We start from the raw sequence: 25667 nt of genomic DNA, 5'->3' as shown, positions 1-25667 counted from the left end.
TAAGTGACCAATATTCATTAAACTTATAAATCAAATCGATTAGCTGTTTAAACTGTCAAGATAATTAAGCCCACCAATAACTGCGGCAATCTGTGCGTCGATGCATTCTTGGGGCGTGACTTTGGGGCTATCGGGATAAACTTCGGTTGTAGAGCAGTATTTTGCACCGGTAAAACCCATACATAAAAAGAGTTTTTGTGCCATATAGTTTATCACGCCGTGCTGACTCACCGGCTCACCTATTATTCTGTTGTTGTTATCTGATGGCGCAATATGGGTTACATTTTCAACTGATTGAATGATTGCTTTTTGGAATTCATCGGCTGGATTTTCTGCATCACCAACTACATAAAAACCATCGGGAATTTCCCAAATAGTTGGTTTAACGCCATCCCTCGCTGCAAGAGCCGGTAAAAATATTTGATTATCTGTATCAGTCGTTTCATGCAAGTCGATGTGCATTAAGAACTCAGTATTCAGTGATTGAATAAAAGCCATTAGATTGGCTGACTCTTCTGCAGGACTGTTCTGATAAAAAGAACGATTAGGATCGATAGCTAGATTGTTCCACCGGTTGATGGTTTCATAGCCCCAAGGACTGATGCAAGGTGTAATAACAAAATTATAGTGTGGGTATTGAAGGGCTTTTTGCTCAGCAAAACCCAATGCACCATGAACACCGCTGGTTTCATAGCCATGTACACCTCCGGTCACTAGGATTGTTGGTTTGTTTGCATCCCAGTTTAACGATTTAATTGCAAATAATGGGTACTGCTCAGGGTTACAGGAGAGTGAGCCATATTGGATAATCTCAAACTTATCAGTCAGTGTTTTGATTTTGGATACGACTTCATCCTGATATGAACGCTTGATAACCTGTTTTTGAAACCAGTCTTGACGTTCTTTATCTCCCCATTGAGTTAAGGAGGACGAAGAAGATGAAGCGCCATTTGTTTGATTATCTTGAGTCATCTTTAAAAAACCAATTTAGTTTTATACATTTATTTTTTCTATTATAGGTAGTTTTAGTGTCAGTCTCAACGCCGAAATATCAGCTCGCTTTTTTACTTACTATTATAAGTTTTTGATATATTAAGAAAAATTCAACCTCAAAGATAGATAATTAGCGTATGCTTTGGCAATTTAATAGTGAGCTATTTATCATTGATTGTTTACTTCGTCAGAATATTTGGCTGAAATAGCGCATTGATAAACTTGATACACGTCAATAGTAGCATAGATTAAACATCGACTTAGTATTGAACATTAAATTTCAGGGGGATACTCATGAACGCAAATACATCCGGCGGAACGGCAAAAAATAACCTGTTTGGCCAATTTTTACTGGGCAGTTGTTTGGCCATAGGTATTGCTGCTGCGGGTTACTTTATTAGTCAAACTATGGTGAATGCTAAAATTGCGTTGAATACGGCAGAGGCAAAAGGGCTTGCTGAAAGGCGTGTACAGGCAGATAGAGCAAACTGGACAATTTCTTTTACCGTTACAGGGAATAATAAAAGTGAAATTCCAGGGCTTTATCAAGAGTCAGAAAAGCAAAAGCAAATTATTATTGAATTATTAAAGCAAAATCATTTTGAGCAAGATGAAATTAAAATTGGTGTTTTAAATTATTATAAGACCGAATTTAGAAACGATAATCAACAATTAGTTGATGAAAGACATCAGTTAACCGGTTCTATCGATATTGAAACGGATAAAGTTAAAATGGTTTCTGATGTGCGGGCGAAAATAAACCAACTGATTGCAAAAGGTATTGATATTACCAATCATGAGCCTAGTTATCGTTTTACCAGACTTAATGAAATCAAACCCGATATGCTGCGCGAAGCAACACGAAATGCACGTATTGCGGCCAATGAATTTGCCGAAAATGCCGGTGTAACTGTTGGTGGTATTCGTAATGCCAGACAAGGTAGTTTTTATGTGCGTGATGCCGGACAAGATTATGGCGATACTAAAAGTATTCAAAAGGATGTGAGAGTGGTGACGAATATTACTTTTTATTTGGTCGATTAATGGGGATTGAACTAATTCGTACAGTTGGAACATTCAGAATGTAAATAGAATGTAACGGAATAGTCACTTTGTAACAATTGATGGTTTTTTAGACAAACATCATTCATATGATTTTTTTACACTAGAGACTTCAACCAGTGATAATCAGGAGCGCTTTGAATGTCTTCCAATTGTAAAAAATTAATCAATGCCACCGTGGCAGTATTTTGTAGTAGTCTTTTGGCAAGCGGAGCTAGTTTCGCACAAGAGAAGGCCTATATTGCTGATAATACTTCACTTTATACTAAAATTTGTGTTCAAGCTGCCCAGGGTAGCCCCGCGAGACTTAAAAAAGCGGTCTCTGAAAGTGGTATGACTGTACGTCATATTGCGAATAATATTCAGTGTAATGGTGTCAGCATCGCCGATTTCGCGGCTAAAGCCGGCCAGTTAGATAACTTTAAATATCTGGAGCGCTATCAAAAAGAAATGGCTGAATAATCTAATTTAATCGCGTATCTTTATGCTTCATTTCTTTAATTCGCTGAATTGTCTAAACATTCGGTGAATTAAAGGATTTACCGTTCTGTATCTAATAAATTACCTAACTTAATTCGGTAACTGATTATTAATTCGGTAACTGTTTATAAGTTATGCAATAAAAATAATCAAGTAAAGTATGAATAAAGTAGTGTCATTCGATTTGCGGATTGATTGATGGTTTTTGGTAATTTATTTCTCCCACTTGGCCATTTAGCCGTTTTAATTATTTGATATAAGTGATTGATCCATACTGGCAAGTTCTTATATTATACGCAGCTCCTAAAACCAGACAATTTATAGTGAAATGAATTATTTAAAGGAACTAACCTCCCTAGCTTTAATCCTGTCGTCAACTTCTACTTTTGCGGCGTCTCCATTTTCTGATTCTCCTGGCACTAATCATGGTATTTTTCATGTAACGGCTAAAGTTGGACAAACCAAGCACACTAATGTTTCAACTGATCCACTGGATTTAGTGTCTAATTTGTCGGGAACCGCGACTTCTTATGGAATTAATTTCGATATGAGCCTCACCGAGTATTTTTCTGCTGGATTAGGGTTTGTTGATTTTGGTGAAGCGCTTATATTGCGTGATTTCTACGGTGAATATGATACTGGCGAAGATGTTATTGAAGTTTTAGAAAGCTCTTATATGTTTGGTGAAGGTATCACTGCCAGTTTAATGCTGCATACGGATCCGAAAAATGGTCCCTGGTTCTTTTTTGCTCGTGCAGGTATTATCAACTCAGAAGTTGGCGGAAAAACCAAGGAAACCTATTTAGGTAAAGTTATCGAATCTTCGATGTTGAAAAAAGCAAGTACTGAACAATTCTATGGTGTTGGTGTTGCTTACTATATTTCGAATACAACGAAAGTTGGCATGGACTATAACCGTTACAATATGCAATACAGCATCGTGGATGAAGATACAATTGATAAGTATGAGCATGATTTAATGCAAACATCTTTTTTTATATCGTTCAGTTTCTAAATTGAACGATTGATATTTTTATTCCCCTATATTTATCAATCATTATGGTCAACGCTTTAATCTGTTGGCCATATTTCTGTATGAGTTGCGATTTAAGGCAAAATCACAAAAAATTTAATGATTTACTTTGTCTTTTCAAAAACTATCTTTACCCAGTTTTCCGTTTCAATAATTTAAATGTCTTATCAACCAAGCGAATTATCATTCGAACTAATTATCGGCTGAACAAATTATTGACTGAATAAACTATCAACTAACTCGGTTTGAATCGTCAATATTTGATATAAAAATCGAGTGACCTTTATACGTTATCTTTCATCATTGTTAAATTAGCAATGTTCAATTGACCGGAAGGAGAATTTTTTTAATTTGAATGGGTTCATTTAGATTAAATAAAAACGCTAGATCTTAATCTTGATAAGCACTTGAGAATTAACAGAAATAATAAATGAAAAGTGATAAAAAGTTAAAAACTTTAAAGAGTAACTACTATGGTTATTCGTGAATATCTATTTGCTAAGGCTACCTATGTAAAAAAGACAAACTTTGGAAAATATATTGAAAAAGACAAGTTCTAAAGTGGCATGTTTATCAACCTGTGCCCAGTGTTAAGTTCTTTGAAGAGTTTCTAGAAGTTATTGCCGAATATGAGCATGCCTGTTTTTTGGTTGATTCTGCCAAGGTATTAGCCTTTATTGTTCAATTTAATACTTTCTTTTAAAGAGTAATTAATCGAATAAACCAGGTTAGATTACTTATTTGTGAATTTTCTAATACCTCTAAATAAACAATCAATTCGATAGTAGAAACATATCTTGATGTAAAGAATCTTGACTAAAAGCTATGTTCTTTTAATATGTCTTTAAGTAAAGATATGTGGATATGCTAAGTGACCGTAAATTTAGGGTGAATATTTTATGGAATCGAAAAAATACTTAATTTTAAATAGTTTCATTACCATGTTGGCGCCGATGATATGGGGAACAACTTATTGGGTAACAACTGTAATGTTGCCGCCTGAGAGTCCTTTAACGACTTCAGTACTAAGAGCTTTACCTGCGGGTATTTTATTATTGTTATTGGTTAGACAATTTCCTCGAGGTATTTGGTGGGGACGCATATTTTTGTTAGGCGCTCTGAATATTGGCATTTTCTTTTATTGTTTATTTGTTGCTGCTTATCGGTTACCTGGCGGAATTGCTGCAATTTTAATGGCGATTCAACCGATTATTGTTTTAGCTTTATCTTACATAATGTTTAAACAGCCGATTCGTTTTATGCAGATTCTGGCGGGAGTTATTGGCATAATCAGTATCTTTTTACTGGTATGGCATCCGGTCACTTCACTGGATCCTATTGGTATTTTAGCCGGTATTGCCGGTGCTGTGAGTATGGCTTGCGGAATTGTTTTGACCAAACATTGGGGGATGCCGCCCGGTGTAAACTTATTGGGTTCAACAGGCTGGCAACTGGTATTTGGGGGAGTTATCTTACTACCTATTGCACTGTTTAGTGAAGGTATTCCTCATGTCTTAAGTGGCATGAATATAGCTGGTTTCCTTTATTTGAGTTTAATTGGTGGGTTACTTGCCTATGTTATCTGGTTTAGAGGAATTCAACGATTACCTGCGGTCAGTATTTCTTTTATTGCGTTTGGTAGTCCACTAACGGCTACTTTATTGGGAATTATATTGCTAGATGAGTCTTTTTCGTTAGCGCAAATCATTGGCATTTTAGGCGTGACAATTGCCATTGTATTGGCACAAAAGACCAGTGTAAGCGCAAGTAAAAAGTTAGTTTAACCCTGACTATTAGTCATTCTTATTTTCTTGAGCTGATTGGAGGATATTAACAGTTCAACGGTTAACTCACTTAATAAGGCGTGACCTTCTCATTCAAATGTTAACAGCAGCTTTTTGAGTAAATTTGCCAGTAACTGCTGATCTTTTGTAGATAAGGGATCGAGAATGCGTGCGCAGTTAGCTAAATGGGCTTCAATAGCTTTACTGGTCAGCTTCTTGCCTTGCGCGGTTAAACAAACCAGAACGCCGCGTCTGTCGGCCGGATCCGGTTTTCGTTGAATGAGTTGTTTGCGCTCTAATTTATCTATGCGATTAGTCATCGCGCCTGAAGACAACATTAATGCATTTAATAACTGATTTGGAGTCAGTTGATAGGGGGGGGCCTGAACGCAGTAAAGTTGCAAGCACATCAAACTCGCCACTGAGCAGGTCGTGGGCTGAAAAAACCTGTTGTAATTCGCTACCGATAAACTGATTTAAACGACCTACTCGACCAATAACGCCGGTAGGTGCCGAGTCTAAGTCAGGTCTTTCTGCTTGCCACTGTCGAATAACGAAATCAACATGGTCGGTCTTCATTCATTTATCCTGTTGCTGAGTTATTTTTTAAGTAATAAAACTTAGTCTAACATAAACCGTTTTATCTACACCACAGATGAGTGTTCCAGGTATCTTTCTCATTAGGTGATTTACGTCAATATAATTTATATCTCTTACTATAAATAACTTTTATCTATCGAAAATAGTTGTGTTATTTAATAAAACACTTTAATTTTGGCAGATTAATCACAACTTAAAAAAATCATATTTCGATGAATTTTTGGGCGTTACTCGCAGGTTTGGGCTTTTTTATTTTAGGTATGCGCGAACTTGAGTCTGGTTTATCTGGCTTAAGTCATCAGCGCCTACAACTTATTTTAAAAAAACATACCGACACACCATTCAAAGGTGTAATATTTGGTACCATTGCAACGGCAATTTTGCAATCCAGTTCTCTATTAAGTTTGATTATTTTGGCATTCGCCAGCGCGTCACTATTATCATTGGCGGGCTCTCTTGCGCTAATTTTTGGCGCAAATCTTGGTACAACCTTTACCGGTTGGATAATCACAACATTAGGTTTTAAGTTTGACTTTGCTTCTATTAGTTATGTGCTGATTGGGGGAGGTGCTTTAGGTTTAACTTTACTGAATGAAAGCTCAAACCGATATTTATTATTTAAAGCAATAACCGGGCTTGGATTGCTCATTCTGGGTCTTAATGAAATGAAAGATGCAACAATGATCATTCGTGACCAGATTGATATTGCCGCATTGCAGGAAATGCCTGTTTGGGTTTTCTTTGTTGCGGGCGTTGTTATTGCCAGTATTATTCAGTCAAGCTCTGCAACTATTGGTATCACATTGGCCGCCATGAATGCTGGCATGATTGACTTAATTGATGCGGGGGCTTTAGTTATCGGCGCTGACCTGGGAACAACGAGTACTTTGTTGTTGGGAGCTTTGGGAGGCGCGTCAGTCAAAAAACAAATAGCGGCAGGACAAATAATTTTTAACTTTGTCACCAATATTGTTGCCTTGTTCTGTTTGTTGCCCTTTTTAAAAGACATATTGCAATGGCTGAATATCACCGATCCCCTATATGGATTAGTGATTTTTCATACTGTATTTAATTTTTTAGGCATAGCGGCTTTTTTTCCTTTTTTAAAACATTATGCATTATGGCTTGAAAAGGTTTTTCATAGCACTCAAGACAAACAAACACTATCATTAGACAAGGTTGATTCACAGATCACCGAAGCCGCCATTAAAGCCGCATTTGAAGATATTGCGATGCTTGCAAAAAAAATAACCGTCTTAACCCATAAGACACTAAATCTGCAAATAAAAAATGATTCGGATTTTTTAAAAAAATATGCAGAGCTAAAACGACTTGAGTCGCATATTTTACAATACCTGTTGTTGACTCAAACCAATGCATCAGATGCTAAAGATAAACAGATAGTTTTAAATCTAATACAGTCTATTCGATATGCGATTTTAGCGGCTAAGTCTATCAAAGATATTCGACATAATATTGTCAGCATTTATCAAACACAGGATGGATTGCAAAGTTTTGAAAGTTTACGAGAGTTTTTAATGTTAATGCTTGTTGAAGTAAACCGTGGGCTACTCAATCATAAACAGAAACTACCTGATAATTTCCATCAGTTAGAGGGGGCTTTAGTTGAAGAGTATGAAAAACAGGTTGCCAAAGTTTATTACGAGTACGATATTCATGACAAATCTTCCTTGCTAAATGTTATTCGTGAATTAACCGAGTTTGCCAGACATCTCAATAAGAGTGTAATATTATTGGTTGACTCTGAGCAATTGATACCGATGGACATGGTATCAAATAATACCATGTCCTCGGATATAAAATTGAAACATTAGCAATCGTGAATTGCGAATAAACAAGTCGAAAATTTAATTTTTTAGTTTATTCTTAACTATTTTTTATGACTGAAAATCACTTTTTAGCGTGATATAAACTGTACGGCTGGTGTGTTATTATTTCCTTTTACAATGTAACTTTTACCGTCCTGGCTTACTTGAATAACCACATTATCATCACCTGATTCATTGGTTTCTGTGGTTGTAGGATACTCATTGTCAACGACCTGTGCACACCAGTTAGCCTGTTGACTATGGCAAACATCATTTGCAGAATAAACGTTGGCTCCGGCTTCTGTCATTAGCACTGCACCTTGCTGATTGCCAATACTTTCCGCCAAAATACGATCGAGCACCGCGCGGTTTACATGACTAAATGAGTTATTGTCGCCTACTGAAAATATTGTTACTTTGGGTTGAAATGTATCAACAAAAACTTGATTGGTACTGTGACTACTACCGTGATGGTTTGCTCTAAGTACATCTAAATGGTGAGCGTATTTTTGTTGAATGATAGCGTCTTGCGCCAGACAAGTTTCCGTATCATGATAACGATAACCCCACTGTGATTGATAATTTTCACCTGAAGTATCACCACCAACAAATAGATTAAACTGACCTAATGAGAGTATAAATGCGACACTTAAATCATTTTCTGATGGCGGTATAGCATCATTCCAGCGTTGCCCCCGTAATAAATGACTTGCACCTGAAAAGTAAGTTGCCGGATCGCAACCGTGGGTTGCATTTGCGGGAGTTAAACCGTCGACCTGAACAATATCGATGACAACACGATTACCGGCAACTGTCCCTAAATTAATTTGATGTGTGCCTAATTCCGCAGTGGTTGGATTAAAATCCGTTTTACCCTGTGGCGATTCTAAATAAGCTCGCCAGTTGCGATAGGTTTTGCTGCCGCCTTGGGCCGGTGAAGGATTAGGGTTATTGGTTTTATAATCACGAACAATGGTTTGCCCAACTTGAAAACCTAAATTTTTAACCAAATAGGCAAAGCCCGCTAAAAACTGAGGATTACGCAAATTTTGACCTTCCTGATGTAATCCTCCTTGTTCGTTTAATAATTCACCATTGGTATTCTCGTCACTTTTGATGTAGCCGATGTGATCTAAATGTAGGTGTGAAATAACGGCATAATCAATGGTGTTACATTGTGCGCCATATTTTTGGTGAATAACTTCAGCGACTTTTACTGCATCGTTATGGCTATTCCAATAACTTTCACCCGCATCAGCCAATAAAATTTTAGTTGGTGTGACAATTAAGGTTGCGTCACCCTGACCAATGTTAATCGAGATAATTTCAAGATTTTGTGGATATTGACAATTAACATCACTGACTGGTCCATCATTGACCACTGAGTTAACCTTTCTAGGAGTACCTAAACCGGCACTGTATCCGCTAATTGCTGTTTGCCAGTTATTCGCTAAGTTGCCCGATAAACTACCATCAACTCTTTCCATCGTGGCTTTATTGGCGTTACTACCGGCATACCACTTATCAACACGATCAACTAATTGGTTTTGTGAACTGAGTAATTGTAATTGTTCTCCTGAATTGCCGAGTGATCCCGTATAAATTTGATCGGCGGTTATTTGTGGAACAGAATTATCATTGCTTCTTTCTAAGAGATAATATCCATAAGGGGCGATACTACCTGATAACTGAATACTCGGTGAATTATCATTGCTCACCAATTGCCAGCCTGATAGATTAATCGTTGAGGATGTTGTATTTTTTAATTCAATCCATTCATCATAAGCACTTGTGCTTGTTCCCATCTAGGCAATTTCATTGATGATGACATCATTAACGGTAACGTTACCAGTAAAGCCTAATTGGCTTAATAAAAGTAAATTGAGTGTTACGCAGGTTTTAATTGTTGGATTTTTATTCACTGCTTTCTCCCGATTTTTTCAGAATTTTCATTTTTGTTAATACGCATTTCATTAGTGCGCATCGGTATTCAAATGTAATTAATCAAGCGAAGCTTAAATGAACAGTATGACTAAGTGATTAAGATTAATACTTGTTATAAAAATTTTATTGTTTAATTGTTTAAATAAAAAATAGAATTGATTATCTTATAATGAGTTGTTGCTGATTAGTTTTGAATCGTCAGTGAATAAAATATAATTAAGACTTTGCACATTAACTAAACAGAAAAACAATTTCTGACTAAGAATTAAATTCTGACTATTTTACAAATATTACCTAGCAAGGCATATATTGTTAATTAGTAGAAAGCCAAATGTGCGACTAAGTCACAACTAAACTTTATGTCTCTTAAAAGTGGTAATAATTAACTTTACCCTTAAGCGTGATCTTAATCATACTCATCCACGCAAAAGATACATGAATAATTTTTTGCATCTAAATCCAAGATATTAATAATATTTAAACTGTAAAACTAAATATATAAAATATGTGTCGGGAGACCTTATTATGCTTAAAATAAAAATGAAGAAAATATTTCTCAGCTGCGTTATTCCATCCATGTTATTTCACGGTGTGGTAAATGCCGAAAAAGACAATAGCGAAAATAATTTAACCAGTGGCGCTTCAACAGAGTTATCAATTGATCAAATTATGAAAACGCTGGGTGTTGCGCGCCCTGTAGAAGCAGTACCGATGTATGATGAAGCAATCAGCCCTAAAATTGTTGGTGGTGTTGAATCTGAAATTGGTGCAAGACCTTACCAGGTTCAACTAAGAAAAAATGGCGGTCATTACTGTGGTGGTGCTTTACTGAATGCTGACTGGGTTGTAACTGCTGCACACTGTTTAGGTGGATCAGGTTACGATATTCGTGTAGGTGTAAGAACATTGAGTAGTAACGAAGGTCAGGTAATTAGTATTGCCCAAACCATCCTTCACCCTAATTATAATTCAACAACCAGTGATAACGATATTGCTTTAATTAAATTATCATCAAGCGCACCATCTAGTTTGACGCCATTAAAATTACCGACTTCAGATGTGATGAGCCAAGTTGGTTCACCAGGATCAATTGTAACTGTTTCTGGTTGGGGAGCATTGCGTGAAGGAGGAAGTGGCCCAGATATACTGAACGAAGTTGATGTTCCTGTTGTTTCAAATACAACCTGTAACTCTTCGTCGGCTTACGGCGGTGCCGTCACCCAAAATATGATTTGTGCCGGATTGGCTGAAGGCGGTAAAGATTCTTGCCAAGGTGACAGTGGTGGACCTTTAGTTGCTTCGTATGGTGGTGAGTATTACAGCATTGGTGTTGTCAGTTGGGGACAAGGCTGTGCGCGTGCAAATAAGTATGGTGTTTATACACGTACTGTTAATTTTGTAGACTGGATAAACTCTAAAATTGGCCAAGACCCTGGTCCTGATCCTTCTCAAGAGTTACAAAATGGTGTTGCTAAAACTGGTTTAAAAGCGTCACAAGGTGGCGAAATTAACTACACATTTAAAGTGCCTGCTGGTGCTCAAAATATCAAGTTTGATATGAGTGGTGGAAATGGTGATGCTGATTTGTATGTGAAGTTTGGCGCACAACCAACTGATTCAAGTTATGATTGTCGTCCATATAAAAGTGGCAACAATGAATCTTGTACTGGAAGCCAAACCAATGGTACTTATTATGTACGTATAAAAGCCTATAGTGCATTTTCAAATGTTTCTATTACTGCCAGTTATACGGATGGCACTGACCCAGGAACTGATCCAATTCAACAAACACACAATGATGTTTCTGTTGCCAGTGGTGCCTGGAAACGTTACACCCAAGAAATTCCTTCAGGCTATAGTAAACTGACGGTGAATATTTCTGGTGGAACAGGGGATGCGGATTTGTATGTGAATTTCGGTTCACAATCAACTTCAAATAATTGGGACTGCCGCCCTTATTTAAATGGTAATACTGAAACCTGTACTATCGATAATCCACAAGCAGGTACTTGGTATATTGATCTTTATGGCTATTCATCAGCCTCTGGTGTAACACTGAACTGGAAAGCTGAATAGTCGTTCTCTTTTATTGAATATTTTTATCGGTAGTTAGCCAAAGAGGCAATGCTCTCTTTGGCTTTTTATTTATTCTTTTCTTTCGTTGTTGTTTCTTTCATGTCTCTGTATTAGTTAAATTGAATAGCGAGTCGTATTTTGATTGATAACACATATCCTAAAACATCACTTTGAGACGATTAAAACTATTATTGTAATGCTTGATAAATGTGCGCTTTAAGGTAATATACTTTGGTCAAAGTTTTACAGTGAGTCAGTCTGACTGCCATCATTGAAATTGAATGGTTTTGCTAATGTTATTTGTATTAATCTAGAAAAGTATATGGCTCAAGTTATGTTATTATGCTTTAGTCAAAAGAGAATCACTCAAGGTTATTAATTTCAACAGTAGAGGTCAAAGGAAAATGAATTTTATAAAGTGTTCGATCATTGCTGTGTTATTTAGCATGGCGCCATATTGTGTTGCTGATGATGTTTTTCGATTAAGAATGTTTTTTGGTCTTTCACTACCAAGTGGTGGAGCTGTTTCATTAGATGAATGGCATACTTTTCAGCAAAATGAAATTGCTAACGTTTTTGAGGGGTTTAATGTCGTCGACTCAGTTGGTTATTACCAAGGAAAAGCAGAGCGTTCAAAAATAGTCACTGTTATTGTTGAACAAAAAGATATTCAAAAGGCTAAAAAGATTGCTGCGCTATATGCTCGCCGATTTAAGCAAGACTCCGTTATGATTGTCAAAGTACCTGTATTAGAGTGGAGTTTTGTGGGTGCTGACTTTAATGAACAAAGTGCCAAGTAGATAGTTGCTACAGGTATAGTCTTGTATTATTGCTTTTTATGATAACTTTCTATTATTGATATTATCAAAAACTTGCTGAATTTTTTAATTTTTTGCGAACTTGTTCATTGAATTGAACACATAATCCTCAAATANAGAACGCACTCAACAGCAACAACTGGAAAACTCCCTAAAAAATCACCAGCATACTCTGGTCGTAATGACTGCGGCAGAATACTTTAACTTTTATGCAGTTAATTACCAGCGCCAGTTAAGGCTAACAGAGCAACAAGCGATTGAAGCGATTAATCAGCTTATCCAAAACTCAGCCGATATTACCCAGGCTACCAAACAATCCTGGCAAACTCACAAAGATACCATTCAGTTAATGGGCACCTTGACCCCCTCCTTAGTGCTCGATATGAAGGTGCTGACTTTGCTGGCTCGAGAGATGCACCGCAGCGGGAGTTTGTTTACCCAATACCAAATAAAAACCTATGGTGGTAAACTGCATGTCATTTTAAAAGGTTATCCCGGATTGCGTCTACACCTAACCGGAACGCGTTATCTGGCTAACCACCCAAAGGTGGTCAGCATGGGAATTGGTCTGTCTGGAGTCAAAAACGCATTGAAAGGTGGCGGCATTTTTTCCGTCGTATTTTCAATCGCGTTTCATTCATTAGATCAGTTACTCAATGATACTGCCACCTGGCATAATTTTGTGGCGGGCATTTCGACCGATATATTGGCTGCGTTAGCGGGAGTTGCTGTCACTTATGCGGCAACTTCTCTATGGGTGCTGGCTTCAGGAACAGCCATGTTAGCGATAGGTCCCATGATTATTGTGGTAGCAGCGGGGGCTTTTACCGCTGCTATGTTATTTGATTTTTTTAATGACCGGAAGCTGGCAAATCGAGTTGCTGCATTGCTTAAGCAAGCCGAAGCGCGTTTTAATGCTAATGGCGATCAGTTTCAATCTCAAGCGCGGCGTTTACTTAATTATGCAGAGGAAGATCCACAAGGGTTTATGGCGCGTTTATTTGGTTTACCCTATATTAAGTTAGATCTATGACAACTCAAAAAACACAATATGTCGAAGTGCCCACCGACTTAAAAACTAAATTGTTGGCTATTAGTGTGGTTTTTAGCATGTTATTTCTCGCAATATTCGGGGTGTCTTCTAGTTTTTATGACTTGGTTGATGGTTTTGAACGACTGAATCGAGGAAGTTACTATGTGGAAGTTTCAACCTGGGATCTTCCTATTTTAGTTAGCCTTCCCTGTCTTTTGAGCACCATATATATTGCTTTGGCATTGTTGTTTAATCGAGTCACCGAAAAAGGGCGCAGGGTGGCGCTAAGAATTATGATATTTTTTTGTATAGGTTTTTTAATAGTCCGTCTATTTTACGGTTTTTGGGTAATCAATTATGTTGAAAACAAAGGCTATCATTTTTGTTGGTACTATTCTAATGTGAGTATGATGACGCCCAATGTGTATATGAACCAGCCTGACCTTTGTTATCCGGTCAATCCTAAAAGTGATATTTTACCCTGGTTTGATGAACAAGAAGCCAAGGGCGTTGTGCTGACACCTGACAGAGTGAAAGCGCAAGCGGATAAGATCAGTGAAGCTTATGAAGCGCAGTTTCGTTAATGGTTTTGTTTGTCTCATTATGTAATAACCAAACTGGACAGAGACAGTTATTATTTAGAATTTGCAGCAGATGCACGTAAGAAAAGAGAAGAAAAAAAACTCAAAGCTGGCAATTGAAGTTCTACTAAGGAGGTAAAACGATGGCAAGTTATACTCGCGGGATTTGGGTGAGTTATGCCAGTGAAAGTCAAGCTGTTGTAGACCAGTTGGCAGATTACATATCGACACAAACAACTGAATAAGAAAAACCATATCAGGTTTATGCTTATTTTAGAAATCAAAGTTCTGAACCTTTCGTTCGCATTAAAACTGATGAGTCGAAAGATAATAATAACGAGAAATCTCCCGTTATTTAACTACAGGTGAGAAAATACAAGCGGTGGTTGAGTCCATTGTTACTGCATGAAGACGAGTGATGATAATCTCCCCAGCTTATCTTAAAAGTAAGTACTGCCTTTGGGAGCTTGTTAATAGTCTGGTGTATGGTCCTAATACATTAGTCATTGTTTTTAATGGAATTCAAGGTTTTAGCCAATTAACAGATGATAAATTATTTCTTGATTATTGTAATTTTGTTAATACTCTGATTGAAGCTTTATGCCAAGTGTATGAAGAAAAAAATACCAAAATGCATGAGCTTTTTAAAATAAAGCCTGAAAAAGAGATTGATGAACAAAATATTAAAGAATATTTTGCGCAATGTTTAAGTGAACTTTCTGGTCGAGTTTATGAAAAAGAAAATAAAAAAGAGCTTGAGCCGCAGCGCTTCAATATATCTAAAGGTGATAATGTTAATAAACCAAGTGAAAGCGGCAATGCAATTAGGATAAGTGATTTAGGTGGTGAACTTCTTCGATATTTTAGCGAAATAAAACAAGACCATATAATTAAAGGATATTGGGCGTTTTTAGAAAAAGAGTTTGGGCAATAGTATAAAAGCCGTTAACTAGAAAGTTGCTTGAAAACTTAAATGAAAATGACAGGGTTAATCAAATTATCGATGAATTTAGCTATGGTAGCTACCAGGTTTTAAACAAGAGTATATAAATAAAATTTAAGATACTTTTTATTCCGCGTGCCTAAAAGATAAATCCAAGCATAAAGAATCATTAATGAAGGAATTGCTTTACACAATAATTTTTTCAATTAATTCTGAGGCTCTGGTTCACCTTGATTGTCGAGGCCAACGCCAACAATTTCTCCTGCTGGTTGCTCACCCTGAACAATAATAATTTCTACGCGACGATTTGTTGCACGGCCTTCGAGGGTTGCATTATCGGCAATGGGTTTGGTGTCGGCATAACCAGTAATAACAAAGCGGTTTTTATCGAGCTTGCCACTGCGTAATAATTCTCGGGTAACTGAGCCTGCGCGACCACCAGACAGTTCCCAGTTAGAGCGAAAATATTCATTATCAATGGGTAAATTGTCAGTGTGACCGGCAACCCGAATTTCGCCTTTCGTATCGACCAGAATATCTTCAATTTTACGTATCACAGGAATAAATTGTGATTCAATACTGTCTGATGCTGATGCAAACGAGCCTTTTTCTCGAATGCGAATTACCACATAAGCTCCTTTGGCCAGTAGCTCGACTTGTCCATCCAAAATTTCTTCCTGTAGATCTTGCGCGATTGATTTGGCCAGATTTTCCGCTTCTTGCTGTGCTTTAGCCAGGCGGGCTTCTTTTTCTTCGGGCGTTTCGTGAGTACTGTCTTTTGTGGCAACACTTTCACCTTCTGCCGCGCCTTCCTTAATTTCCAGCCCTTTTCCTTTATCAGGTTGTTCGCCTTCACCTTCCTCTGGATCTTCTTTATCGGGCTCATCAAACTCAAGGGTTTCTTTGGTAATATCAATCGTCTGTTGCATGACAGCTTCAATAACGGTTGGTACAGGTTTTCCGGGAGAAAATTCACGTGCGATTATGCTGGTACCCTTGGGTATATCTTTAACATCAACTTTGTTTTGTACACCAAAGGCAAATTTCATTGAACCCGCAATTTGTTTAAACTTAAGGACATCCATTTCTGAAAAAGAAAGCAAAAGTACAAAAAAGCACATTAATAACGCCATTAAATCAGCAAAAGTGCCCATGTACTGGGGGAGGCCCTCGGGGGGGCAGTCGCATTCTTCTTGGTCGTCACTCATAACTTACTTTATTCTTCTGCTGAGGGGCGTTTACTTTCGGCCAGATAACCATGTAAGATTTGCTCAATAACTCTTGGATTTTGGCCAGCTTGAATGCCTAGTAATCCATCAATAATGAGTTTTTTGGCGATTTTTTCTTCTTCATCGCGCAAGTTCAATTTATCGGCAATGGGAATGCCCACCATGTTAGCCATAATCGCACCATACAAAGTGGTTAATAATGCAACGGCCATTGCAGGACCGATTGACTTGGGATCATCCATATTCGATAACATGGCGACTAAGCCGATGAGTGTTCCTATCATTCCCATTGCTGGGGCAATGTCAGCCATTGATTTAAAAATGCCGGCACCACTTTGGTGACGTGCAGATGCCATTTTCATATCTTTTTCGAGAATAGAGCGAACCACATCACCATCGTGACCATCAACTAACAGTCCGATACCTTTACGCATAAAAGGATCATCAATTTGCGCACCTTCAAGCGCCAATAAGCCACTTTTTCTGGCCATATCGGCCAGCTCGACAATACTTTGGATCAGCTCATCATTATTGGGAGATTTGAATGTGAGTACTTTCATACCGCCACTTGCGGCACTTAAAAAATCACCCAGAGGGTACTTCATCATTATGACGAAGTGAGTACCTACTACAACGATAAGGATTGAAGGAACATCAATAAATGTCAGGACACTACCGCCCAGTACCATTGCCATTACCACCATGGCAATTGCACCGAGCAACCCGACTAAAGTTGCTATGTCCAACTCAAAAAGCTCCTTTTATTTCAGGTGGTTGCGGTTAAAGATTGGCCGCAACTTATTATTTATAAAAGACTTACTTCAAGGTTAGCCAAGATTTGCAACAATTCCAGTTCTAGATATAAATTTGTGCACTAAAGGCCAAATTAGTTTCTGTTTAGTGAAAATATTTCATTCAAACTAAAAATGCGAGACAATAGCGCTCACTTTGAATAGCGAGATACCCCTGATATGAGTGCTGAGAAACTTTCATTTGAAGATCAACTAAAACAACTGGAAGCTATTGTTGAAAGTCTGGAAAAAGGTGAACTGCCTTTAGAAGACTCTCTCAGCCAGTTTGAAAAAGGCGTTAAATTGACACGCCAATGTCAGCAACTACTCGATGAAGCCCAGCAAAAAGTCACATTGTTAACCCAAAATGGGGAAACGCCGTTTACAGTGACTGAAGAATAATCTATGCCGCACCAGATTTACCTTAAACAAATACAGCGTCGCGTACAGCAGCTGTTAAACCACTATATACCTGCCGAAACTGTCATCCCGCAGCGGTTGCACAGTGCTATGCGCCATAGTGCGTTAAATCCGGGTAAGCGACTGCGTCCGGCTTTGGTATACGCCACGGGCGAAATGCTAGGGACATCGCCCGAAGCGTTGGACATTCCTGCCCTGGTGGTAGAGTTAATCCATGCTTATTCGCTAATTCATGATGATTTACCGTGTATGGATGACGATGATTTACGCCGTGGCATACCCACTTGTCATATTGCATTTGATGAGGCAACTGCTGTATTAGCTGGCGATGCGCTGCAAACGCTGGCGTTTGAACTATTAGCTACCGCCGAAGCACTCAGTGTTGAGCCTCAGGTGCGCATCGAAATGTTAGGTGAACTCAGCCGGGCAAGTGGTTCGCTGGGTATGGGCGGTGGTCAGGCAATCGATTTGGAAATGACCGATAAACTGACTGATCTGGCGACGTTAGAAGCAATGCATCGTATGAAAACAGGGGCTTTGATTAATGTGTCGGTGAAACTAGGTTATTTGACTAGTCCTGTCAGGGATCAAGGTGTACTCCATAGTCTGCAAACATATAGTCAAAGCCTGGGGCTGGCATTTCAAATATGGGATGATGTGCTGGATATTGAAGCTGATACTCAAACATTGGGCAAGCCTCAGGGTTCTGATCAAGCAAAAAATAAATCGACCTTTCCGGCGTTATTAGGTTTGGAAGGTGCAAAACAGCGGGCAAAAGAACTAGTCGAAAGTGCATTGCATGCAGTAAGGCAACTACCTTATGAAAGTGATAACCTGGCTGCTTTTGCCGAATATATGATTAAGCGAAACTATTAAGTTTAAATGTTTAATTTAAATTTAAAATAAACAGTAGAAAGAACAAATATGTTGTGTGATTCAAAAAAATATCCTTTTTTGGCAGGAATTCATTCTCCGGCTGATTTAAGAGCGCTGGACGAATCTTCACTTGATGACGTTGCTAAGGAATTAAGAGAGTTTCTTATTGATACTACCAGTCAGTGTGGCGGGCACTTTGCGGCAGGGCTGGGCACGGTGGAACTAACCGTTGCACTGCATTATCTGTTTAATACCCCAGAAGATAAAATAGTGTGGGATGTTGGGCATCAGGCTTATCCGCATAAAGTATTAACAGGCCGTAAAGAAAACTTGATTTCAATTCGTCAGACCGATGGCGTCCATCCTTTTCCGAGTCGATTTGAAAGTGAATTTGATGCTTTTGGTGTCGGCCATTCAAGTACCTCGATCAGTGCGGCATTGGGAATGGCTATTGTCGCTAAGGCAAAAGGAGACGATCGCCGCTTTGTCGCCGTTATTGGTGATGGTGCAATGACCGCAGGAATGGCGTTTGAAGCGCTCAATCATGCAGCTGATTTAGATGCCAATCTGATTGTTATTCTCAATGACAACGATATGTCGATTTCTGAAAACGTGGGTGGTTTGAATAATTATCTGGCCAAAGTACTATCGGGTAAGTTTTATAGCAGCATTAAAGAAGGTGGTAAAAAAGTACTGCAAAATATGCCAACCATTTCTGAATGGGCACATCGTGTCGAAGAACATATGAAAGGTATGGTTTTGCCGGGTACTTTATTTGAAGAGCTGGGTTTTAATTATATTGGCCCAATCGACGGGCACAATTTACCTACACTAATGACAACGATTGCCAATATCAAAGCGCTAAAAGGTCCTCAGTTATTGCATATAGTGACGCGCAAAGGCAAAGGCTTTGAGCCAGCCGAAAAAGATCCAATTGCCTATCATGCTGTGCCTGTATTTAATCCACGTGAAACACAGCTTCCAAAATTGAAAAAGAAAATGACTTATTCTAATGTTTTTGGAAAATGGTTATGTAATATGGCCAAAGCTGATGAACGCTTAATGGGAATTACCCCTGCCATGCGTGAAGGATCTGATTTGATCGCTTTTTCAAAAGAATTTCCTACGCGATATTTCGATGTTGGTATTGCCGAGCAGCATGCGGTGACTTTATCCGCTGGGATGGCTTGCGAAGGAGCAAAGCCAGTATGTGCCATTTATGGCACTTTTTTACAGCGCGGTTACGATCAATTAATTCACGATGTGGCGCTACAAAATCTGGATGTATTATTTGCAATTGATCGCGGCGGTTTAGTGGGCGGTGATGGTGCAACTCATCATGGCGCATTTGATTTAAGTTACCTGCGCTGTATTCCTAATATGATTATTATGACTCCGAGTGACGAACGCGAATGTCGCTTGATGCTCTCAACAGGATTTTATTATGATGGCCCGGCAGCCGTTCGTTATCCGCGTGGTGCGGGGATTGGATTAGATCCCGGTGAAGATTTAGCGACTTTAGAAATTGGCAAAGCCAAAATTCGCCGCAAAGGAAAAGATAAAGCCTTTTTAGTGTTTGGCAGTTTGTTACACACCGTATTGTCGGTAGCTGAAGAGATTGATGCAACGGTTGTCGATATGCGATTTGTTAAACCCTTAGATGAAGCTTTATTAGTTGAGTTAACAAAGTCACATCAGCACTTTATCACGGTAGAAGAAAATGCCATTGCGGGCGGTGCCGGTAGTGCTGTTAATGAATTTTTGAGCTGCGCAGGTGAGCATATTAAAATAACTCACTTAGGTTTGCCCGATCGATTTATTGAGCATGGCGATCCTGGAGAGCTATTAAGTCGATGCGGATTGGATAAAGCGTCCATACTTAAAGCGGTGCAGTGTTAATTCAAGTTTATTCAAACGAGATGGGACATCCCATGCTCATTAAAAACCAAAAAGCCTTGCTCATCGGAACAAGGCTTAAAAGTCACAGGTGTCCCCGTTCACCAAACCATATTAATCAAGTGACTTGAACTCTTATTTATTTTGATTATTTTGTTAATTCGGTCTAATTATAAAAAATTTTTATTTTATCGCTTTGATTTTTTAATTTTATTCGTGGTCTAATCAGACCTCCTAAATTTAAAAAGGAAATTTGAATTGTTTATTCAAATTATAAAAAATCATTGAAATAGTTTTTTTAATTCAGTGAAACGAGCTTCAACAATATTAAGGATATTTTTATGCAAACTCTCTTTGATATTCATCTTGACAATCAAATCAAATACAAAGCACAAAAACAAATCGCTCAACAACAACTGGAAAATGCTCTTAAGCTAAAGCAACATACGCTATTGATTATGACTACAGAAGAGTATTTGGACTTTTATCTGGTGAACTACAAACGGATTAACCCAGGTAGTTCCAATTTAGATGCTTTCAATCATATGAATAGCATTGTTCAAAACTCAACTGAAATTTCATCATCGATTCAAAAGAACTGGCAAAAGTTAAAAGAACGTTGGGATCAGCATTCTGAAAGTATACAATTTGTTGGCTCATTAATTCCTATTTTTAGCGATTCAGCCACACTGACCGTACTTGCCAAAGACTTACACCGAGGCGGTAGTTTATTCACCAAAGTTAAAGTTAATTTTGTAGGTGCCAAACCTTATATTATTATTCAAGGATATGCAGGCTTGCGCCATCATTTAATCGGTACCAGGTACTTATTAAATAATCCTAAAGTTGTTAGTATGGGGCTCGGTTATGCTGGCGCTAGTAAGGCATTAAGGGCTGGCGGTATATTTTCTGTAATCTTTTCGGTGGGGTTTCATAGTATTAATTTGGTGTTTGATGATACAGTAACTTGGCATTTTTTTGTCGGTAGTATTGCTACTGATGTTATTGCTGCGTTTACAGCAATTGGGCTTGTCAAAGCTGGTATTAGTTTCTTAACATTTGTATCTGGGGCTACTATGGTTGCAGTTGGCCCCATGATAATAGTTGTATTTGCAGGAGGATTATTAGGCATCGGTCTTTCTATGCTATTTAACCACCTAGAACTTCCACAAAAAATAGCAGGCTATTTAAAAGAGGGTGAAACTCGCTTAAATCAGGAACTAAATCATATTCAATATAATTCCAAACGACTACTAAGTACAGCTATAGAAGATCCCTATGGTTTTATATCTCGTTTAACAAATGCCCCATATTTTAAATTTTAAAAGCTTTATGTCTGAATATATCCAAGTAAAAATTAAAGCAGAAAATAAGGCAAAGCTTTCAGCTTTAGTAATGATTATCGCATTTTCTGGCTTAATTTATATTAATTTAAATATAGCTCTCCCTTTATTATTAGACTGCTATGAGCGTATTTATAATCTCAGTTATTATGTTGAGGTATCTAGATACTCTTTACCTAGTTTAGCTGCTTTACCCTTTTCTATTTACATCATATATTTAGCAATAAAGTTTATATTGAGTAAAGTGACGGATATTGAGAAAAAAGTATTCTACTATGTATCAATTGGTAGCATCATTGTATTTTTTGTCAGTCGCATACTTTTTGGCTTTTGGGTTGATCATCGACTTGAACAACTCAACTACTATTGGTGTTTTCAATATGAAATTGGTGGTATGTTGCGGCCTAATATTTATGTTAAAGATCCCGAGCTCTGTTACCCAAAAAGTAAAGAAGTCGGTAAAAAGGTCATGCTCTGGCTCGATCAACAAGAAGCAAATAGTATTCAAGTGACTGGGCAAATGCTTCGAGATCAAGCTAATATTTATTTTGAACAGGAAAAATAATCTTTTGAATAGAGATAACGGACTTAGAGGGAATATATCCACATCTTGAATGGCCGCTAACTGAAAGGTTGGCGGTTTTTACTGACCTGCTTTTCGACGAAACAATTAAATTAAAAAATAATCGATTGATTCAGTTTTTTAATCAATCATTTTAATCAATTATTCCTTCGCAAGTCGGCTTAACCTTTTCCAACCGTAAGCTTAGTTAGACTATCATAAAAAGCCATTTTGTGCATAACATTTTGTGCATAAAAGATGGGCTGAAAAAATAAAAAAGTGAAATGACTTTTATCTTTTATTTTAAAAATATTGTTTCTTTTTTTAAACTTAAACACCTTAATTAAATTATGGATAAAATGAATTAAAGATTATCCAACGGGCTTAAAGTGCCAGTTGGATTTCTATTGAGTACATGGGTGTAAATTTGAGTCGTCCTCACATCTGAATGCCCCAGTAATTCTTGAACCGTTTTTTCTGTTTGGAGTGAGTAATTTAAAGCACGAATTTTATTTCTAACTTGAGTAAGTCTCTTAGGTTTTTGCTGACTATTCATGGTGAAACATCCTTGTTTTAGATTATTTTATACCACTTGAATAAGTCGTTACGTTCAAGCGATTGCATGATACATTGCTTAATTATTTTTTAACTGATTGAAAATAAAATTATATTCTTAAATGCGATTGTTGTTTATAAGCAGTAAAGCAACCTTTCCGCACTTTGCTAATCGGTTAATTTAAGGTAAACTTTTGAAATAATTAATGAATTTCAAAATGAAGTGAATGTCTATTGCGGATTATATTGCTTTGCTGCATTCAATAAGCGTTAAAACTACTAGGAGAAAAAATTGATTAATCGTTTTTTTAAAATATTTATCATTCTATCATTGTTTCAGTTCTCGACGACGGCATTCGCAGAAGGTTGGTGTAACTATGCTGTTGGAGGTTTTGAAGTTATTACAAATGGAAACAAAACTGACAACGTATATCTTGTTGGAAAGTTTGAAGGTGCAACTGTTGGTAAGTGGGTAACGATTGCAAATTCTACTGCCGGTAAGCACAACATATCATTAGCATTAGCTGCTCAAATGGCAGGTAAGGGACTTGCCATTTATATTGATTCCGCAGAATATAATTGCGACACATATCCGTCCTGGAGTAATAGCCCACTCCGCCATGTTAGAATTAGAATGTAGTCTTAACAAATACAGGCAAGCGATGCAAAACATCGCACGCCTGCGGTGAGCGTTGGGGCTGCTTAATCATGGACATGAATACATTTTATGATCTCAATGAAAAGGTCATAGGAATTTTTAGAGCTGGGGTTGCGTGGTCACGACCTGAGCGAAAACGATTAGGATCTTATGATGAGCATGTAGAGCAGGGATTTATCTACAACATTAATGATGAAAAAATTGCCGTATTTAAAAACGGTACTGTTACAGACTTAAAGAACAATGTTTTGGGTGAGTACAAGAATAATAAAATCTATATAAATGGTGAAGTTGTAGGCCGTTATATTGCAAATGATTTCGCTGCTGCTGCATCCATTGCACTGTTATATGGTGCTAAATAATATGAGGCATTCCGATTTCATGCACCCTAACCAGTGTTTGAATTTGAATCGGCAAAAAGCGCCTCTCAAATTAAACGGGCGTTAGTTCACTGAGGAAAGCATGGATTACTTTAGCCTAGCCGTTGGATTTCTCGTAGGAAGTGCTACTGGCGCTGCGGGAACTTATTTTGGCAATAAATATACGGATAAGCGCAAGCAAAAAGAGCAAGTAAATGAGACTAAGCGATTTTTTGATGCTTTATGGGCAAAACACCAAACTTTGTTAACTGAAATGAAGCAAGATTTGCTTAATCCTGATTATGAGTTTCACAGAGAGTTTTTTATCTTAAATAAAAGTGGCATTTTTAACCATAGTGGCAAGTACCTAGCTTATTACGTAGAAGACCACAATAATCTAGAGCAACAGGTAAAAGTCCTTGAGTCACATGGTCTAGTAGAAAACGTCACAGAATATGGTAAAAACGTACAGAAATACAAATGGTCAGAATTATTTGCAGAGCATTTGTGTGGAAAGTGAACTAACAAGGCGCTTAATCGGAAAAATTATAGTTGGCTCGCGCTTCGCGCATTTTAGCCAAACTGTATTTTTCCGCTTAGCTTAGCGTTATATTTTAAGGTGAAGCTTGTGCAGAAAACGTGGGAACTAGAAGATGTAACTAAGATTGCTAAGAGTGCTCCTTATACATTTTATATCCCTTCGAATGCAGTTTTAAAAAGCTTATCTGTTGGAAACATTGTAAAGCTTATGTTTTCCTGTGATGTAGAAAACGATAAGGGATGGTCTGCTGAACGAATGTGGGTGATCATTACAAAAAAAGAAGGTAGTAAATACACCGGAACCTTGGATAATGACCCTTATTATATACCGGATCTTAAATATCAGGATGTAATTGAGTTTGATGAAAAAAACATAATGCAAACTGATATTGAAGACAGTGCGCCGGATTTAGTGGAAAAATACTTGCCGCGTTGTTATGTAACATCTGAAGTTCTAAATGATCTTAAGCCAGTGGGTCAACTATATAGAGAACAACCTGAAGAGAGCGAAGAAAATTATAGTGGTTGGAATATCTTTTCCGGAGAAAAAACTGAGGAATACCTAAATGATTCCGAAAATTGGAACTACGTGTCACTGGGTGCTGTTTTAAATAAGTGCAGTCGTTTTATAGATGTGCTAGATCTAGAAGACTACGAAAATGAATATGTATGGTCTGAGAAAACACAATCGTACAAAAAAATATAACAATCAGCTCCAGTTGACGTTATGACTCAAAACAATCATCGTACTAATAAAGGAGGATTTAAGTGCTTACACCAGAAGAAATATTTATTACAGATCATACCGAACTGTTTCTTGACCTTTATAGGTTTGGCAACTCTAAATCACCGCGTTTTGATAACATCAGACCAAATAAAGATGCGAAAATTCAGGATCGCGCAGGTATCAAATATATAATCGCAGATGGAAATGGAATTAGCGCATTTTCATCGCTGCCACAAGGAAAGAAAAATACTTGGAAAATTCGCAAAGGGACACCACTGCCGCCAGGCGTCAAGTTTGTAATTGACAAGCGGCCAAATCATGAAACGCACTATATGCTAGCTCCAGAGCGAACAATGAAATTGAGCGAATTTCATGCGCTAATGGATAAAGTTAGAGAACATGCTATCAAAATAAACTAAGGAGTTAACTATGCAAACAATAGACTTAAAACTGCCATATACCGAAGTGACTTTATTGCTTGACGCTCTTCGTCACTATACTAATTACATTGAAGAGCTAGACGAAAATAGCATCG

At 37.7% G+C, this 25667-nt stretch carries 27 protein-coding genes; 20 read left to right on the top strand and 7 right to left on the bottom strand.

Features of this window, described 5'->3' with window-relative positions; all coding sequences use genetic code 11:
* Window positions 1-39: 39 nt before the first annotated feature.
* A complete protein-coding gene (locus ABVT42_RS15740; protein WP_353895763.1) occupies window positions 40-972 on the bottom strand; it encodes a M14 family metallopeptidase in 933 nt (310 codons plus the stop codon).
* Window positions 973-1287: 315 nt separating this feature from the next.
* On the opposite strand from ABVT42_RS15740, the gene ABVT42_RS15735 reads away from it, so the two are divergent.
* The 4 genes from ABVT42_RS15735 (at window position 1288) to ABVT42_RS15715 (ending at window position 5352) form a co-directional block, all read left to right on the top strand.
* Complete coding sequence (locus ABVT42_RS15735; RefSeq protein WP_353895762.1) at window positions 1288-2037, top strand: SIMPL domain-containing protein; 750 nt, start codon at window positions 1288-1290, stop codon at window positions 2035-2037.
* 159 nt (window positions 2038-2196) lie between these two features.
* Window positions 2197-2517, top strand: coding sequence for a DUF3718 domain-containing protein (locus ABVT42_RS15730; protein WP_353895761.1), 321 nt, complete (start codon window positions 2197-2199; stop codon window positions 2515-2517).
* Window positions 2518-2863: 346 nt separating this feature from the next.
* Window positions 2864-3550, top strand: coding sequence for an outer membrane beta-barrel protein (locus tag ABVT42_RS15725; RefSeq protein ID WP_353895760.1), 687 nt, complete (start codon window positions 2864-2866; stop codon window positions 3548-3550).
* A 917-nt stretch (window positions 3551-4467) separates the two neighbouring features.
* Window positions 4468-5352 (top strand): EamA family transporter, encoded by an 885-nt coding sequence (locus ABVT42_RS15715; protein ID WP_353895759.1) that lies wholly within the window; start codon window positions 4468-4470, stop codon window positions 5350-5352.
* A gap of 89 nt (window positions 5353-5441) precedes the next feature.
* Here the strand turns inward: ABVT42_RS15715 and ABVT42_RS15710 are convergent, their stop codons facing one another.
* Both ABVT42_RS15710 and ABVT42_RS15705 read right to left on the bottom strand, forming a co-directional pair.
* Window positions 5442-5690, bottom strand: coding sequence for a MarR family winged helix-turn-helix transcriptional regulator (locus ABVT42_RS15710; RefSeq protein ID WP_353895758.1), 249 nt, complete (start codon window positions 5688-5690; stop codon window positions 5442-5444).
* Window positions 5665-5931: a hypothetical protein gene (locus ABVT42_RS15705; RefSeq protein ID WP_353895757.1), complete on the bottom strand. Its 267-nt coding sequence runs from the start codon at window positions 5929-5931 to the stop codon at window positions 5665-5667. The genes ABVT42_RS15710 and ABVT42_RS15705 overlap by 26 nt, the downstream gene beginning before the upstream one ends.
* 233 nt (window positions 5932-6164) lie before the next feature.
* On the opposite strand from ABVT42_RS15705, the gene ABVT42_RS15700 reads away from it, so the two are divergent.
* Window positions 6165-7787 (top strand): Na/Pi symporter, encoded by a 1623-nt coding sequence (locus ABVT42_RS15700; protein WP_353895756.1) that lies wholly within the window; start codon window positions 6165-6167, stop codon window positions 7785-7787.
* A gap of 83 nt (window positions 7788-7870) precedes the next feature.
* On the opposite strand, the gene ABVT42_RS15695 is transcribed toward ABVT42_RS15700, so the two are convergent.
* Entirely contained in the window at window positions 7871-9586 is a 1716-nt protein-coding gene (locus ABVT42_RS15695) for a lamin tail domain-containing protein (protein WP_353895755.1), read from the bottom strand.
* Between the two features lie 664 nt (window positions 9587-10250).
* On the opposite strand from ABVT42_RS15695, the gene ABVT42_RS15690 reads away from it, so the two are divergent.
* The 5 genes from ABVT42_RS15690 to ABVT42_RS15670 all read left to right on the top strand — a co-directional run bounded on the left by ABVT42_RS15690 (window position 10251) and on the right by ABVT42_RS15670 (window position 15167).
* Window positions 10251-11801, top strand: a complete 1551-nt coding sequence (locus tag ABVT42_RS15690; protein WP_353895754.1) for a trypsin-like serine protease — start codon at window positions 10251-10253, stop codon at window positions 11799-11801.
* Window positions 11802-12205: 404 nt separating this feature from the next.
* Complete coding sequence (locus ABVT42_RS15685; RefSeq protein ID WP_353895753.1) at window positions 12206-12601, top strand: DUF3574 domain-containing protein; 396 nt, start codon at window positions 12206-12208, stop codon at window positions 12599-12601.
* A gap of 199 nt (window positions 12602-12800) precedes the next feature.
* Window positions 12801-13652, top strand: a complete 852-nt coding sequence (locus tag ABVT42_RS15680) for a hypothetical protein (protein ID WP_367024071.1) — start codon at window positions 12801-12803, stop codon at window positions 13650-13652.
* On the top strand, window positions 13649-14236 hold the full coding sequence (locus tag ABVT42_RS15675) for a hypothetical protein (RefSeq protein ID WP_367024070.1): 588 nt from the start codon (window positions 13649-13651) through the stop codon (window positions 14234-14236). The genes ABVT42_RS15680 and ABVT42_RS15675 overlap by 4 nt, the downstream gene beginning before the upstream one ends.
* Before the next feature lie 478 nt (window positions 14237-14714).
* Window positions 14715-15167, top strand: a complete 453-nt coding sequence (locus tag ABVT42_RS15670; RefSeq protein ID WP_353897948.1) for a hypothetical protein — start codon at window positions 14715-14717, stop codon at window positions 15165-15167.
* A gap of 215 nt (window positions 15168-15382) precedes the next feature.
* Here ABVT42_RS15670 and ABVT42_RS15665 read toward each other — a convergent pair whose 3' ends face one another.
* The gene (locus ABVT42_RS15665) at window positions 15383-16384 is read right to left on the bottom strand and encodes a flagellar motor protein MotB (RefSeq protein WP_353897949.1); all 1002 of its coding nucleotides are present in this window, start codon (window positions 16382-16384) and stop codon (window positions 15383-15385) included.
* Window positions 16385-16392: 8 nt separating this feature from the next.
* Window positions 16393-17151, bottom strand: coding sequence for a flagellar motor protein PomA (pomA, locus tag ABVT42_RS15660; RefSeq protein WP_353897950.1), 759 nt, complete (start codon window positions 17149-17151; stop codon window positions 16393-16395).
* Between the two features lie 225 nt (window positions 17152-17376).
* On the opposite strand from pomA, the gene ABVT42_RS15655 reads away from it, so the two are divergent.
* From ABVT42_RS15655 to ABVT42_RS15635, 5 genes are all read left to right on the top strand, one after another.
* Window positions 17377-17598, top strand: coding sequence for an exodeoxyribonuclease VII small subunit (locus tag ABVT42_RS15655; protein ID WP_353897951.1), 222 nt, complete (start codon window positions 17377-17379; stop codon window positions 17596-17598).
* Window positions 17599-17601: 3 nt separating this feature from the next.
* The gene (gene ispA, locus ABVT42_RS15650) at window positions 17602-18492 is read left to right on the top strand and encodes a (2E,6E)-farnesyl diphosphate synthase (RefSeq protein WP_353897952.1); all 891 of its coding nucleotides are present in this window, start codon (window positions 17602-17604) and stop codon (window positions 18490-18492) included.
* A gap of 48 nt (window positions 18493-18540) precedes the next feature.
* Window positions 18541-20391: a 1-deoxy-D-xylulose-5-phosphate synthase gene (gene dxs / locus ABVT42_RS15645; RefSeq protein ID WP_353897953.1), complete on the top strand. Its 1851-nt coding sequence runs from the start codon at window positions 18541-18543 to the stop codon at window positions 20389-20391.
* A gap of 338 nt (window positions 20392-20729) precedes the next feature.
* Window positions 20730-21713, top strand: coding sequence for a hypothetical protein (locus tag ABVT42_RS15640; protein ID WP_353897954.1), 984 nt, complete (start codon window positions 20730-20732; stop codon window positions 21711-21713).
* A 7-nt stretch (window positions 21714-21720) separates the two neighbouring features.
* Window positions 21721-22296 carry a DUF1240 domain-containing protein gene (locus tag ABVT42_RS15635; RefSeq protein WP_353897955.1) on the top strand — a complete coding sequence of 192 codons (576 nt, stop codon included), beginning with the start codon at window positions 21721-21723 and terminating at the stop codon, window positions 22294-22296.
* A 361-nt stretch (window positions 22297-22657) separates the two neighbouring features.
* Here ABVT42_RS15635 and ABVT42_RS22455 read toward each other — a convergent pair whose 3' ends face one another.
* Window positions 22658-22849 carry a hypothetical protein gene (locus ABVT42_RS22455; RefSeq protein ID WP_367024067.1) on the bottom strand — a complete coding sequence of 64 codons (192 nt, stop codon included), beginning with the start codon at window positions 22847-22849 and terminating at the stop codon, window positions 22658-22660.
* 291 nt (window positions 22850-23140) lie between these two features.
* Between ABVT42_RS22455 and ABVT42_RS15625 the strand changes: the two genes are divergently transcribed.
* From ABVT42_RS15625 to ABVT42_RS15605, 5 genes are all read left to right on the top strand, one after another.
* Complete coding sequence (locus ABVT42_RS15625) at window positions 23141-23488, top strand: hypothetical protein (protein ID WP_353898111.1); 348 nt, start codon at window positions 23141-23143, stop codon at window positions 23486-23488.
* 68 nt (window positions 23489-23556) lie between these two features.
* The gene (locus ABVT42_RS15620; RefSeq protein WP_353898112.1) at window positions 23557-23868 is read left to right on the top strand and encodes a hypothetical protein; all 312 of its coding nucleotides are present in this window, start codon (window positions 23557-23559) and stop codon (window positions 23866-23868) included.
* A gap of 100 nt (window positions 23869-23968) precedes the next feature.
* Window positions 23969-24385 (top strand): hypothetical protein, encoded by a 417-nt coding sequence (locus tag ABVT42_RS15615; RefSeq protein ID WP_353898113.1) that lies wholly within the window; start codon window positions 23969-23971, stop codon window positions 24383-24385.
* A 108-nt stretch (window positions 24386-24493) separates the two neighbouring features.
* Window positions 24494-25111, top strand: coding sequence for an immunity protein Imm33 domain-containing protein (locus tag ABVT42_RS15610; RefSeq protein WP_353898114.1), 618 nt, complete (start codon window positions 24494-24496; stop codon window positions 25109-25111).
* Between the two features lie 62 nt (window positions 25112-25173).
* Window positions 25174-25551, top strand: coding sequence for a Tse2 family ADP-ribosyltransferase toxin (locus tag ABVT42_RS15605; RefSeq protein ID WP_367024064.1), 378 nt, complete (start codon window positions 25174-25176; stop codon window positions 25549-25551).
* Window positions 25552-25667: the final 116 nt, after the last annotated feature.

The sequence above is a fragment of the Aliikangiella maris genome (genome assembly GCF_040719265.1).
GTDB lineage: Bacteria > Pseudomonadota > Gammaproteobacteria > Enterobacterales > Kangiellaceae > Aliikangiella > Aliikangiella maris.
The sequence above is the reverse complement of the archived record's forward strand: the minus strand, read 5'-3'. Positions and strand labels throughout refer to the sequence as shown.